Annotated in this window: 8 protein-coding genes and 1 tRNA gene; 2 read left to right on the forward strand and 7 right to left on the reverse strand. The window is 71.3% G+C overall.

Annotation, left to right across the window (positions count from 1 at the left end):
- Positions 1 to 160: 160 nt before the first annotated feature.
- Together tmk and topA are read right to left on the reverse strand one after the other, a co-directional pair.
- Positions 161 to 2,617: a dTMP kinase gene (gene tmk, locus ACYVD5_RS06020; protein WP_460999903.1), complete on the reverse strand. Its 2,457-nt coding sequence runs from the start codon at positions 2,615 to 2,617 to the stop codon at positions 161 to 163.
- A gap of 797 nt (positions 2,618 to 3,414) precedes the next feature.
- The gene (topA, locus tag ACYVD5_RS06025; protein WP_460999904.1) at positions 3,415 to 6,348 is read right to left on the reverse strand and encodes a type I DNA topoisomerase; all 2,934 of its coding nucleotides are present in this window, start codon (positions 6,346 to 6,348) and stop codon (positions 3,415 to 3,417) included.
- Positions 6,349 to 6,574: 226 nt separating this feature from the next.
- Here topA and ACYVD5_RS06030 point away from each other — a divergent pair, with 226 nt between their 5' ends.
- Positions 6,575 to 6,760 (forward strand): DUF5703 family protein, encoded by a 186-nt coding sequence (locus ACYVD5_RS06030; protein ID WP_460999905.1) that lies wholly within the window; start codon positions 6,575 to 6,577, stop codon positions 6,758 to 6,760.
- A 364-nt stretch (positions 6,761 to 7,124) separates the two neighbouring features.
- Here ACYVD5_RS06030 and ACYVD5_RS06035 read toward each other — a convergent pair whose 3' ends face one another.
- The 4 genes from ACYVD5_RS06035 to ACYVD5_RS06050 form a co-directional block, all read right to left on the reverse strand.
- A complete protein-coding gene (locus ACYVD5_RS06035) occupies positions 7,125 to 8,093 on the reverse strand; it encodes a hypothetical protein (RefSeq protein WP_460999906.1) in 969 nt (322 codons plus the stop codon).
- Positions 8,094 to 8,442: 349 nt separating this feature from the next.
- A complete protein-coding gene (locus ACYVD5_RS06040; RefSeq protein WP_460999907.1) occupies positions 8,443 to 9,186 on the reverse strand; it encodes a chaplin family protein in 744 nt (247 codons plus the stop codon).
- A gap of 191 nt (positions 9,187 to 9,377) precedes the next feature.
- Positions 9,378 to 10,277, reverse strand: a complete 900-nt coding sequence (locus ACYVD5_RS06045; protein WP_460999908.1) for a hypothetical protein — start codon at positions 10,275 to 10,277, stop codon at positions 9,378 to 9,380.
- Between the two features lie 494 nt (positions 10,278 to 10,771).
- Complete coding sequence (locus tag ACYVD5_RS06050) at positions 10,772 to 12,100, reverse strand: M20/M25/M40 family metallo-hydrolase (RefSeq protein ID WP_460999909.1); 1,329 nt, start codon at positions 12,098 to 12,100, stop codon at positions 10,772 to 10,774.
- A gap of 138 nt (positions 12,101 to 12,238) precedes the next feature.
- Between ACYVD5_RS06050 and ACYVD5_RS06055 the strand changes: the two genes are divergently transcribed.
- Positions 12,239 to 12,323, forward strand: a tRNA-Leu gene (locus ACYVD5_RS06055).
- 176 nt (positions 12,324 to 12,499) lie between these two features.
- On the opposite strand, the gene ACYVD5_RS06060 is transcribed toward ACYVD5_RS06055, so the two are convergent.
- The gene (locus tag ACYVD5_RS06060) at positions 12,500 to 12,742 is read right to left on the reverse strand and encodes a hypothetical protein (protein WP_460999910.1); all 243 of its coding nucleotides are present in this window, start codon (positions 12,740 to 12,742) and stop codon (positions 12,500 to 12,502) included.
- Between the last annotated feature and the right edge of the window lie 60 nt (positions 12,743 to 12,802).

Below are 12,802 nucleotides of genomic sequence, written 5' to 3' on the forward strand. Positions count from 1 at the left end.
TGCGGTCCGGGCCGACCTGACCACAGGATAGACGCGCCCGCTGACACCCCGCTGCGACCGGCCGCATTGCATGGCGCGGGCCCCGCACACAGGCCGGCCGCCGGAGCCGCGGCGGGCTCCGGCGGCCGCAAGGGTCGGCGGGGGCGGACGGATCCGCGCGCTACTCCTGGATCGTGGGCATCATCCCGGTGATCGCCTCGGCGTCCTGGGGCACCGGGTCGGGCAGCAGCGGGCGCAGCCGCCGCTGGATCTCGCGGCTGATCTCTTCGGCGGACTCGCGCGCGTCGACCACCAGGTACCGCGACGGCTCGCGCTCGGAGAGGTCGCGGAAGCCCTGGCGCACGCGGGCGTGGAAGTCCTCCGACTCCGCCTCCATGCGGTCGGTGCTGCCGCCGAGCCGGGACAGGCCCTGGTCGGGCGGGATGTCCAGCAGCACGGTCATGTGCGGCACGAGGTCCTCGGTGGCCCACTCGTTGACGTGCTCGATTTCGTCGCGGACCAGCTCGCGGCCCGCACCCTGGTAGGCCAGCGTGGAATCGACGTAGCGGTCGCTGATGACGATCGCACCGCGCCGCAGGGCCGGCAGGATCACCGACTGGACGTGCTCGGCGCGGTCGGCCGCATACAGCAGGGCCTCGGCGCGCGCGGACATCCCGGTGTGCTCGCGGTCGAGCAGCAGCGCCCGCAGCCGCATGCCCAGCTTGGTCGAGCCGGGTTCGCGGGTGGTGACCACTTCGAAGCCCTCTTCGCGCAGCCACACCGAAAGCCGGCCGGCCTGGGTGGACTTGCCCGCGCCTTCGCCGCCCTCAAGGACGATGAACGTGCCGGGCAGGCCCTGCTCCTCCTGCTGCTTGTCGGCGGTGGGCAGCGGCGCGCCGCGCAGCGCGGCGAACAACTCCTTGACCAGCGGGGCCTCGCCGCCGCGGTCGACGCTGCGGGTGGTGATCAGCGCGGCGGCCAGCACCAGCACGCCCGCGATGAGCAGGACCGCACCGGTGCCCAGGAACCCGTAGGTGAGTTCGCCGAACGGCAGCGTGTAGTCGCCGATGACCGCGGCCAGCAGCGGTGCCACGACCATCGCGACCAGCAGTTCGGTGCGGGCGACGGCGTTGAGGAAGCCCATCGTCCGGGTGCGGATGTCCTCTTCGAGCTCCTGGTTGAGCAGAGTTGCGCCGGTCACCCAGGTGATCCCGGCCGCGCCGCCGGCCAGCGTGGCCAGCACCGCCGCCATGACCATGTTGGGGATCAGGCCGGCGGCCAGCAGCGCCAGCGCCGCGGCGGCGATGCTCACGCCGAACAGCCGCGGACGGCTGAGGTGGTGCAGGATGCGGGGGCCTGCCAGCACGCCGAGCCCCATGCCGGCGAATACTGCGGCGAAGAGCACACCAAAGCCCGCGTTGCCCCCGCCCAGGCTCACAACGTGCAGCGGGGCCGCACCGGCCACTGCCGCCACAGCCGGGAAGACGCTGACCATACCGGCCAGCAACCCGCGCACCAGGGGCGTCGTGCCGGCGAACCGGCCGCCCAGCCACAGGGTGCGCAGCAGGTTCTCGGGCCGGTGGCGCGGCTGCGCCGGGTGAGATCCGCCCGCGGACTGCCCGGCGGAACCGGCCGGCTGCGCCGGAAGCGCAGCGGTGGCGGGCTCGGGGGCCGGCGACAGCTGCGCCGTGGACTCGTTGTCGGCGCCGGATTCGGCGGCCGGGACCATCGGGGCGGTGAGCTCGTCGGAGGCGGCGCCGCCATCGCCGTGTCCCGCACCGGTTGTCTCCAACTGCTCGGTGGGAGCCTCGGTGCGGGCCTCCCCGGCCTCCCCGGTGGGGGAGGTGGTCGCCAGCGGCGAGGTCCCCTCGGTGGTGGCGATCGGGGACGTGCGCTCGTTGTCGGCGGCCGGTCCCGGGCGCGGCGCAGGGCCGTCCGGGGCCGCGGCCGACGGGGTCTTGCCGCGCGGCGCGGGCACCAGCCAGGCCGCCACCGCCGCGCCCGCGAATGCGACCCCGGCCGCGTACAGGGCGGCGTCGGCCTGCGGAGCGAAGAAGGCGTCGGCGGCGGGCCCGCCGCCCGCGGGCACCAGGGCGCCCACCAGCCAGCTCAGTGACGCCAGCAGGGCGAAGACCGCGGCGGCGGCCGGAGCGGCACCGTAGTAGGTCCATAGGCTCACCCTGGTGGCCTGCGCGAGCTTGCGCTTGGGCACCAGGTCGCTGAGGGTCAGGTCCTTGGCGGGTGCCCCTGCCAACGCCGCGATCTCGGCGAGGAAACCGGCGATGAGCAGCCAGTCCAGGCGCCCGACAGCGGGGATGGACAGGTAGAGGACGGCGCGCACCGCATCGGCGGCGACCAGTGTCAGGCGCCGGTCGAACCGGTCGGCGAGCAGCCCGGCCAGCGGGCTCAGCAGCACCGGTGGTGCGAGCTTGACGGCGGCCGCGCCGGCGACCGCGAAGGCGCGCATCAGCGGGTCGGCGTCGCGGGTCAGGGTCGTGGCCAGGGCAACCAGGGCGAGTAGGCCGAGCCAGTCGCCGAGACTGGAAAGCGACAGCGAGACCCACATGCGGCGGAACGGCTTGCTGGAAAGTACGCCGCGCGCCTCGCCCGGCGCTCCTAAGGGGGCAGATCTGCTCATAGCGATGAAGGTATCGACTGTTCTGGTGCGGGGAAGTGGGCTTTTCGGCCCTAATCGGACCGGCAATCGCGGCGGCCGCGCGGGCCGCTTCGGCTCAGCTGGCGCTATGCCAGCCCAGGGCGTGTTCGGTGGGTCGCTGCCCTACTGCGCGGCCGTCTGGGGTAGGGATTGTCACTCTCACGGCGTTCTCCGGTCCCCTGACGGGCACAATGGCGAAGCCGCCCGTTAGGGACGGCCGAAAGGGGAACCACCTTGGTTCCCTCCTCGGCCCTGCGAGAGCGGCACTGGTCACTAACGCAGCACCCCGCACCGCAACGGCGCTTTGCGCATCAGGCGCGGGCGCCACACACGAGTGCGCCGCTCGCTGCGGGCGGACCCACCAATCACACCCTAGTGCGAGAAGTGAGAAAGACGATAGGTCGCTCGGCAATCACAAGGGCCGGGCCCCTGTGTTTTGGGCCGTGCGGGGTAAAGGAGCGTCCGCGGCACTGTAGCGCCGGGCGCACATCGGCGCCACCCCGCAGGCGGTATCCGGGCGGCGGCCGCGCCGGGCTCGGGCGCTTGCGGACCGGGCAGGCAAGCCGCGGCCTGGGGGTGCGCTCACGGGGCGGCCCAGCGTACGTTCCCGTCACACTCGGCGGATTCGGCCGACCGGTTGGCGCTGGGCCGCCGAGCCGCTTTCCGCGGCGCACGGCTGCGGCAGCGCGGTGGGCCGCCATCCGGCGCGGCTGTGCCTGCGCAGTGCAGCGGCACGGCGGCCGGCGGCCGCCGTGCCGCTGCACTGCGCTGCGCGGGGCTCAGGACTGCGAAGCGCCGCCCTTGGGCGTACCGTCCTTGGTGCCCGTCTTGGTGCCCGACCGCGTGCCGGCAGCGGCCGTGCTCTTGCGCGTCGTGGTCTTCTTCTTGGTGGTGCCCGCCGCGGAACCCGTGCTGGAGGACGTTCCGGACTTGGCGCCGGACGACTTCGCCGCGGACGACTTGGCTGCGGAGGTCTTCCCGGCCGAGGACTTCGCCGCGGTGGTCTTGCCGGAGGACCCCGAGGACTTAGCCGCGGACTTCTTCGCCGGAGCCTTGGCCCGCCGCTCGGCCAGCAGTTCGCCCGCCCGCTCGTCGGTGATCTGCTCGACCTCGTCGTCCTTGCGCAGCGAGGCGTTGGTCTCGCCATCGGTGACATAGGGCCCGAAGCGGCCGTCCTTGACGACCATCGGCTTGCCGGTGGCGGGGTCGTTGCCCAGTTCGCGCAGCGGCGCCGCTGCCGCGGCCCGGCGCCCCCGCTGCTTGGGCTGGGCGAACAGCGCCTTGGCCTCGTCCACGGTGACCGTGAAGATCTGCTCTTCGGACTCCAGCGACCGGCTGTCGGTGCCCTTGCGCAGGTAGGGGCCGAAGCGGCCGTTCTGCGCGGTGACCTGCTCGCCGTCGATCTCGCCGACCACCCGCGGCAGCGAGAGCAGCTTCAGCGCGTCCTCAAGGGTGATGGTGTCCAACGACATCGACTTCAGCAGCGAAGAGGTCCGCGGCTTGGGCGCGGTCTTGGACTTCGCCTTGGACTTGGTGCCCCCGGCGGCCGCGGCACCGTTGTCGGCCTCTTCAAGCACTTCGGTGACATAGGGGCCGAAACGCCCGTTGCGCGCGACGATCTGCCGCCCGGTCTCGGGGTCGGTGCCGAGCTCGCGGTCGCCGCTGGGCTGGGCGAACAGCTCCTCGGCCTTCTCCGGGGTGAGCTCGTCGGGGGCGAGGTCCTCGGGGACGTTTACCCGCTGGTCGTCGCGCTCCATGTACGGGCCGTAGCGCCCCACCCGGATCATGATGTCGGTACCTGCCAGCGGGAAGGAGCTGACCTCCTTGGGGTCGATCTCACTGAGCTGGTCGCCCACGAGCTCCTTGAGGCCGGACTCGTCTTCGCCGCCGAAGTAGAACTGCTGCAGCCACGGCAGGCTCTCGGTGTCGCCGCGGGCGATGCCGTCGAGCATGCCCTCCATGCGCGCTGTGAAGTCGTAGTCGACCAGGCTGCCGAAGTGCCGCTCCAGCAGCTGCACCACTGCAAAGGCCAGGAAGGACGGCACCAGTGCCGACCCCTTCCGGAACACGTAGCCGCGGTCGAGGATGGTGCCGATGATCGAGGCGTAGGTGGAGGGCCGCCCGATCTCGCGGTCCTCCAGCTCCTTGACCAGGCTGGCCTCGGTGTAGCGCGCCGGCGGGCGGGTGCTGTGGCCCTCGGCCTCCAGGCTCTCGGCCTTGAGCGGGTCGTCCTCCTCCAGCGGCGGCAGGCGGCGCTCGCGGTCGTCGAGTTCGGCGTTGGGATCGTCCGACCCCTCGACGTAGGCCTTGAGGAAGCCGTGGAAGGTGATGACCTTGCCGGTGGCGGTGAACTCGGCCACTTCACCGCTACTGGAGGTGCCGGCGACCTTCACGGTCACCGACTCGCCCACCGCGTCCTTCATCTGCGAGGCGACGGTGCGCTTCCAGATCAGCTCGTAAAGCCGGAACTCCGCGCCGCTCAGCCCGGTTTCGGCGGGGGTGCGGAACGTGTCGCCGGCGGGGCGGACCGCCTCGTGGGCCTCCTGGGCGTTCTTCACCTTGCTGGTGTAGACCCGCGGTTTGGCCGGGACGTAGTCGGCGCCGTAGAGCCGGGTGGCCTGGTCGCGGGCTGCGGCGATGGCGCTGTCGGACAGTGTGGTGCTGTCCGTGCGCATGTAGGTGATGAACCCGTTCTCGTAGAGCCGCTGGGCCACCTGCATGGTCTGCTTGGAAGACAGGCTCAGCTTGCGCGACGCCTCCTGCTGCAGGGTGGTGGTGCGGAACGGGGCATAGGGCGAGCGCTTGTAGGGCTTGCGCTCGACCGAACGCACCGCGAAATCGCTGCCGGCCAGCCGCTGGACCAGGCCGCGCGCGGCCTCCTCGTCCAGGTGCAGCACACCCGAACCCGAGCGCAGTTCGCCCGCCGAGGTGAAGTCGCGGCCCGTCGCGACCCGGGCGCCGTCGACCGCGGCCAGGGCCGCGTTGAAGGTGGTCGGGTCGTCGCCGGCGCCGCCGCCCGCCGAGTCGAAGACCGCTTTCAGGCCCCAGTAGTCGGCCGAGACGAAGGAGATCCGCTCGCGTTCGCGCTCGACGACCAGGCGCGTGGCCACCGACTGCACGCGGCCCGCCGAAAGCTTGGGCATGACCTTTTTCCACAGCACCGGCGAAACCTCGTAACCGTAGAGGCGGTCGAGGATGCGGCGGGTCTCCTGGGCGTTGACCAGCGGAAGGTCGATGTCGCGGGTGTTCTCGGCGGCGCGGCGGATGGCGTCCTTGGTGATCTCGTTGAACACCATGCGGCGCACGGGAACCTTGGGGTTGAGCTCCTCGCGCAGGTGCCAGGCGATGGCCTCGCCCTCGCGGTCCTCATCTGTGGCGAGGTAGAGCTCATCGGCCTCGGCGAGCAGCTCCTTGAGCCGTTTGACGTGCGACTTCTTGTCGGAGTTGACGACATAGAGGGGCTCGAAGCCGTGCTCGACGTCGACGCCGAGCCGCGCCCACTGCTCGCCCTTGTAGCGAGCCGGGATCTCGGCGGCCTTGGTGGGCAGGTCGCGGATGTGGCCGATGCTGGATTCCACGACGTACCCCCGGCCCAGGTAGCCGGCGATGGTCTTTGCCTTGGCGGGCGACTCGACGATGACCAGCCGGTTGCCGCCCTGGTGTCCGGTGTCCTTGGAGCCGTTCTCGCCGGCGCTGCCCTTCTTGGGTGGCACGCTTTTCCCCTACATCTCGCCTTGCGCTGTCTGTGCGACCGGTCAACGGGTTCGCCAGCCGCCGGATTCCCAGCCACTGACGGTAACCGACGGCAACGGAGTCCGCTGTCGAGATGGCGCGGTCCGGCCGCCCCTCCACGACCGGCCCCGCTAACCAGCGGGGTCGGAGGTTCACGTGTACGAACGGTATGGCACGAACGTCGCCGGCGGTCGCAGAATAAGGAGGATGGTCGAGTATGAATACCGGGAGATCCGCTTTCCGCGCGGCAGCTCGCGCAGCGCCACACGCCAGGCGCTGACCGAGCACGCCGAGTACGGCAAGTGGGAACTTGCCCGGGTACGCCTGTTTCCCGACGGAAGCCGCAGAGTCACACTGCGCCGCAAGATCCTTCGCCAGATTCGTTTGATGTGATTTCAACCACACTTTGGTCGCGCCACCGCTCCCCGGGTGCGCCCTGACCGGATCCGGCCCCGGCGGCCGCCCCTGCACACAAGCAAGCGGCGAGCCCTCTCGGAAAGCTCCGAGAGGACCGCCGCACCGGCCGTTCCGGCCCCCGCCCGTCCACCACGACGATCACTCGGCGGGAGCGCGGCACCGACCGCGCGCCGGTCCATCTCGAAAAGCCCCGAACGGACTCGCCGCTTCAGCGCCGCGGCCGCCGTCCCTGCTCACCGCCCGTCCACCACGACGATTACCTGGCGAGTGAGCACTGCGCCGACCGCGCGCCGGTCCATTGCCTTCCCCGGCGCACCGCGCCGGGCTTCTCGGCCGCCGCTTAGAGCGGGCCGAGGTCGGTCTCGATGCTCTCGCCGAGCAAGCCGCCGGAGCCTCCGAGCAGGCCGGCCCCCTCGGAGGCACCGGACCCGCCGGCTTGGCCGGGCGCCGCCCCGGGCAGGCCGGACAGCTCCGCGGGAGCGTCGGCCGGCTTGGGCGCGTCAGCGGGCGCCTGGTTCTCCGCCGCCTGCGTGCCCGGGACCTCCTTGGTCAGCGGCAGGCTGCTGACGGGGTCGGGCAGCTCGTCGCGCAGCGGCAACTCGTTGACCACCTGGCCGACGACACCGGAGGCCGCGGGCACCTCGTTGCTCGTCGACCGGGTCTGGTCCTGCTGCTGGTCCTGCTGCGGCGCCTCCTGCTCGGCCTCCTGCTGACCGGCGCCGCCCGAGTTCTCGCCCTTGGGCTGGTGCAGGATGGGGCCGGCGTCGATGCTGTGCGGGCTGATGTACAGCGGACGGCCCAGGTTGGCCCAGTCCAGCAGGCCGCTGCCGGGCGCCTTCTCCCCGCTCCCCGCGGTGGGAGCGGCCTGGTGGGCGCGGTGGTAGCCGTCGTGGCCGTTGTCGCCATGGCCGTGGTGGTGCTTCCCGCCGCCCTCGGCCACCAGGGCACCGGTGTCGTGGGCCGCCGCTCCCGCGGTGCCCAGCACCGCGCCCACCGCGTTGCCCGACACGTTGAGCGGCACGTCGCCGTCGATCACGGCCTGGTTGCCGCTCACCGCCGACCCGTTGCCGGAGGTGTGCGGGCCGTCGCCGCCGTGGTCGATCACTGCGGCGCCGCTGTCGTCTGCTCGGGCACCGGCGACTCCGCCGACCGCGCCGATGGCGTTTCCGGTCGCGTTCACCGGCAGGTCGAGGTTGGCCACCAGCTGGTTGCCGCTCAGCAGCGAGCCGTTGCCCGTGGTCTTGGGGTGGCTGTCAGCAAACGAAACACCGGCGCCCAAGGCCACGAAGCCGGCTGTTAGCAAGGCCATCCTTGCGGATGTGCGAACCCACTTACGCATATGGGGGTCCTTTCGGATTGTTCAGCAACTGAGTGAGATGGATTCAATGAGTCGCGCGGCGCGGCACCCGCGTCCCTGGCTGGGACGCCGGCCGCTGCGGCCGCTGCCGTTCGGCTGCCTGCGCACCTGGCGGGTGCGGGCTGCTCGGAACAGGTGGGCGGTGTGCCCCGTCCGGCGCCGGTTCCGGCGCCCGGCAACCGGGCACACCTGGGCAGCTCCCCTCCGGCTGAGGAGAGGCTGACGTGAGTCCCGCGGACGTGGCCGCCGCCCGCGGGACTCGCGCCAGCCCCCCGGTCCTGGCGACCGGGGAGCCGACCGGTCAGAGCGAGCGCCGGCCCCTGCGGCGCACGACCGCCAGCACGCCCAGGCCGACCGCGACCGATCCGGCTGCCGCGGCGACCATGGGCAGCAGCCCGGTGCCGGTGCGCGGGAGCTCACCTTCCGGGTGCGCCGGAGGCGCGGCACCGGCGTCGGCGGGCGGGGCCTCATCGGCGGGGCTCGACGGGGCTTCGGAAGGAGACTCGCTCTCCTCGGGCTCGCTCGGGCTCGGGCTCTCGCTCTCGTGGTCCTCGGGCTCGGTGGGCTTGTCGGTGGGCTCGTCAGTGGGCTTGTCGGGCTCCGGCTCGTCGTGGGGCGGCTTGTGCCCGCCTTCGCAGTCGGCTCCCGCGTTGCCGAGCACGCCGACGGCGTTGCCGCAGGCGTTCACCGGGACGTCGCCGTCGACGCCCACCTGGTTGCCCCCGAGGACCGAGCCGTTCCCGCTGGTGGTGGTGTCGCCCTCGGACTCCGAGACCGATGCGCCCCCGCCCGAGCCGCCGGAGGTACCGGAAGCGCCCGTGGAGGCCCCGCTGCCTTCGCAGGCAGCGCCGGCGGTGCCGAGTACGGCGATCCCGTTGCCGCACACGTTCACCGGGATATCGACGTCGCCGATGATCTGGTTTCCGCCGAGGATCGAACCGTTCCCGCTGGTCTGGGTGTCGTCGTCGGCGAGGGCGGCGGGCGCGACGGAGAAGAATCCGGCCGTTACGAGGGCGGCGAGTGCCGTGGTGGTTTTTGCGGACATAGGTGACTCCTTCGGATCGTTTGCGACACGTGAAAGGTGGCTGGCGTAAGACAGGTGGCCCGATGCGCGGTGGCGGGCGGGCGGCGGGCATCCGAGCCGCGCAGCGCAGGCGCGCAAGCGGTGTGGCCTGAGGGCGCGCGAGAACGCGCCGCGGTCAGACGTGCGCGCTGGGCACGCCCGGGCGGCGCGTACTAGTCAGGCGAGAACGACGGGTCGTCCGCGGTGTAGCGGACGACCACGGCCGGGTCGGTCGGCAGCGCGACACGCTGGGCGACGAGCCGCAGCGTGTGGCCGCGGTCGAGCAGAAAGGCCGCGGGTGCCACGAGCATCGGCGAAGACGACACGGTCCCGGTGGAATCGGACGTGTCGTGCCAGGAGGTTCCGTCGACCGGTTCCACCGGTTCGGCGGGATCGGCCTCAGCAGAGGACGCGGAATCGGCGGGCTCCGCCCACATTGCGGCGGCTGCCGCAGGGTGGGCCGGTGCCGCCTGCTGCACGGCGAACCCGGGTGCGGCGGAGCCGTTGCCGGGCCGGCGTTTCTCGGAGTCGCCGGCGCCGGAGTCGGGCTTTTTGCCGTCGTCCTTGGCGGTCCGCGGAGCGAGGCTCGCCGCAATTCCGTCGAGCCCGGCCCGCGGGCCCTCCGCGGCGGTCCGCTCCACCTGGTCCTGGAGGGCGCCGGTCGGGCCGTTGATCCCTGCGGAAACAGCGCCGGTGAGTCCGGATTCCGCGGCAGGTTCGCCGGATGCGTTCCCGGCGCCCACAGCGCTTGCGACGACCTCGCCGGCTCCCTGCGCGGTGGCCACGACCACGTGGCCCGCCCCGGTTCCGGCGGCAGCGGCGGCATCGGCGACGCCGATGGGATCGCCGACGGACTCGGACCCGGGTGTGCCGCCGGCGGTCGGCCCGCTGTGCTCGGGGCGGTCTTCGGAGTCGGGCTCCGCACCGCTGATACCGGCTCCGGAGGCGACTTCGGTCGCGGGCGCGAGGCCCGAGCCGGGCAGCTCATCGGCTGTGGCGACCGCTCCCCCCAGCAGCCAACCCGCAGCCGCCAGGCCGGTCAGTACACCCAGCCGGCGAACGGTGAGCGCCACGGAACGGCGGCTCGCGAGAGCGGGGAGACCCCGCCGCTTGCGATCCGCGAGCACCATGGACAGCCCTCCAACGAACACCGGCTTACACATGTGGCGTGCTAGGCCACCTGGAGAGTCCGCGGAGAATCTCTTGCGAACTCAAAGTTACCGTAACATCACTGAGGGCAATCGGTGGTGGCAAAACCAGTGATGCGGCCGAGGTTTTTTCCCAGGCCGGTTTCCCGATGCCGCAAAGCGGGCAAAGGGCGTATCCGCCGACCGGAGACCGCGTATGCGGCCGACGGATACGCGCTGATAGGCGCCGATGAGGGCCAAGGGGCTGCAACAGCGGCACATGCGGCTGCGAACACCGCGCGGCAACGCCGGCGTCCGGGGCCGCGGCCCCGGACGCCCTGCGGCGGGCGAGTCGCGGAAGGGTGGCCGACAGGCAGCAGACGGTGATCGGCAATCGGTTATCGGCCCGTCCGGAACGCGGCGCCTGCGGCGATGCGGTGTCAGCTCATGTCAAAGAACCGGTCAAGGACCCGTACGCCGAACTGCAGCCCATCGACGGGGACTCGCTCGTCGACACCGTGGAACATCCCGGAGAAGTTGAGCTCGGGGGGCAGCCGCAGCGGGGCGAACCCGTAGTTGCGGATGCCCAGCGTCTGGAAGCTCTTGGCATCCGTGCCGCCCGACAGGCAGTAGGGCACTGCCTTGGCTCCCTCGTCCTCGGCGAGCAGCGCCTCCGACATGGCCGTGACGATCCCGCCCTCGAACCCGGTCTCGACCGAGGGCAGGTGGTGGATGAACTCGCGGGTGACCTTGGGACCGAGGAGGCGGTCGATCTCGGCGAAGTACTCGTCTTCGAGGCCGGGCAGGAACCGCCCGTCGACCTGCGCCGTTGCGGCTCCGGGGATGACGTTTGCCTTGTAGCCGCCGTCGAGCACGGTCGGGTTCACGGTGTGGCGCAGCGTGGCGCCGATCATCGAGGCCACCGAGCCCAGGCGGGCGACCGTGGACTCCACGTCGTTCTCGTCGAACTCGATACCGAACTCGGCGCAGACCTCCTCCAGGAAGGTGCGCACGGTCTTGGTCAGCTGGACGGGGAACCGGTGACGGCCCAGGCGCGCCACCGCATCGGCCAACTCAGTGACGGCGTTGTCGTCGTTGACCATCGACCCGTGTCCCGCGGTGCCGCGGGCCGCCAGGCGCATCCAGGCGATGCCCTTCTCCGCGGTCTCGACCAGGTACAGCCGCCGGTTCTCCGCCACGGTGACGCTGAATCCGCCGACCTCGCTGATCGCCTCGCTGCAGTCGGCGAAGAGCTCGGGATGCTGGTCCACCAGCCACCGGGCTCCCCAGGTGCCGCCGGCCTCCTCATCGGCCAGGAAGGCCAGCACGATATCGCGCGGCGGCCGGCGCCCCTCGCGCATGCGCTGCCGCAGCACAGCGAGGACCATCGCGTCCATGTCCTTCATGTCGATCGCGCCGCGCCCCCAGATGCACCCGTCGGCGACCTCGCCGCCGAACGGATCGTGCGTCCAGTCGGCCGCGTCGGCCGGCACCACGTCCAGATGCCCGTGCACCAGCAGCGGCGCCCGCCCCGGGTCCGTACCGGGGATCCGCGCCACCACACTGCTGCGCCCCGGATGCGACTCGTAGATGGCCGGCTGCACGCCGACCTCGTCCAACTTCTCCGCGACATACTCGGCCGCGGCCCGCTCCCCGGGACCGGAGTGGTCCCCGTAATTGGACGTATCGATGGCGATGAGCTCCCGGCACAGCTCCACAACCTCGCGCTCCGCCGCGCTCACCCCGTCACCGTCACCAACACCAGCCATGGCGCCCACCAACTCCTCTCACCACACACGTACGCCCTCGACCCTTCCATGCTCCCCCTGAACCCGAAAACGATGTCCGCCCGACCCCAGACCTTTGCTATGGTTAACCCCAGCCCGCACACAGTGCAGGGCCGCTACGTCCGGGTGGCGGAATAGGTAGACGCGCTAGCTTGAGGTGCTAGTGCCCGTTTAGGGCATGGGGGTTCAAGTCCCCCCTCGGACACTTAGGTATGCATGAGATTGCATAAGGTTTCATGGCGACAAAATCCCGGGACTCTGTGTCCTGGGATTTTCTTTGTCCTATGTGACCTGGACGTGCTCAGTATCCAGCCATACCGCATAACCTTCCATGGGGGTTCGACTCAGCATGGTGCGCATGGTTCCGCTGATGCGGAGGACTCACAGGCGGACCAAGATTGCCTCCGCATCGACTCCTGCGCTCAGCGCCCGCTCCACGGGATCGTAGGTAAGCGCCAGTCCCCGTTCACGGCACGCCGCGACCTGCGCGGCCGACCCGCGGCGGACATCGACCTCCTCGAATAGGACACCCAGCTGCCCCATAAGGCGGACCAGGAAGGCCCCAAGGTGGACGGTGACGGCGTCCTCCCGGACGAAGACGTTGCGCATCTTTCCATCGGCCACGTGCTCCCTAGCCGTGCGATCGGACCGAATCGGCCTCCTTCGGGATATCGGAGAACAAGT

It is taken from the genome of Streptomonospora sediminis (assembly GCF_054778995.1).

What these genes read in the sequence shown, in the direction of transcription:
- ACYVD5_RS06030 (WP_460999905.1), top strand. Translation starts at nt 6,575, where the DNA reads ATGGTCGAGTATGAATACCGGGAGATCCGCTTTCCGCGCGGCAGCTCG.
- ACYVD5_RS06050 (WP_460999909.1), bottom strand. Translation starts at nt 12,100, where the DNA reads ATGGCTGGTGTTGGTGACGGTGACGGGGTGAGCGCGGCGGAGCGCGAG.
- ACYVD5_RS06035 (WP_460999906.1), bottom strand. Translation starts at nt 8,093, where the DNA reads ATGGCCTTGCTAACAGCCGGCTTCGTGGCCTTGGGCGCCGGTGTTTCG.
- ACYVD5_RS06040 (WP_460999907.1), bottom strand. Translation starts at nt 9,186, where the DNA reads ATGTCCGCAAAAACCACCACGGCACTCGCCGCCCTCGTAACGGCCGGA.
- tmk (WP_460999903.1), bottom strand. Translation starts at nt 2,617, where the DNA reads ATGAGCAGATCTGCCCCCTTAGGAGCGCCGGGCGAGGCGCGCGGCGTA.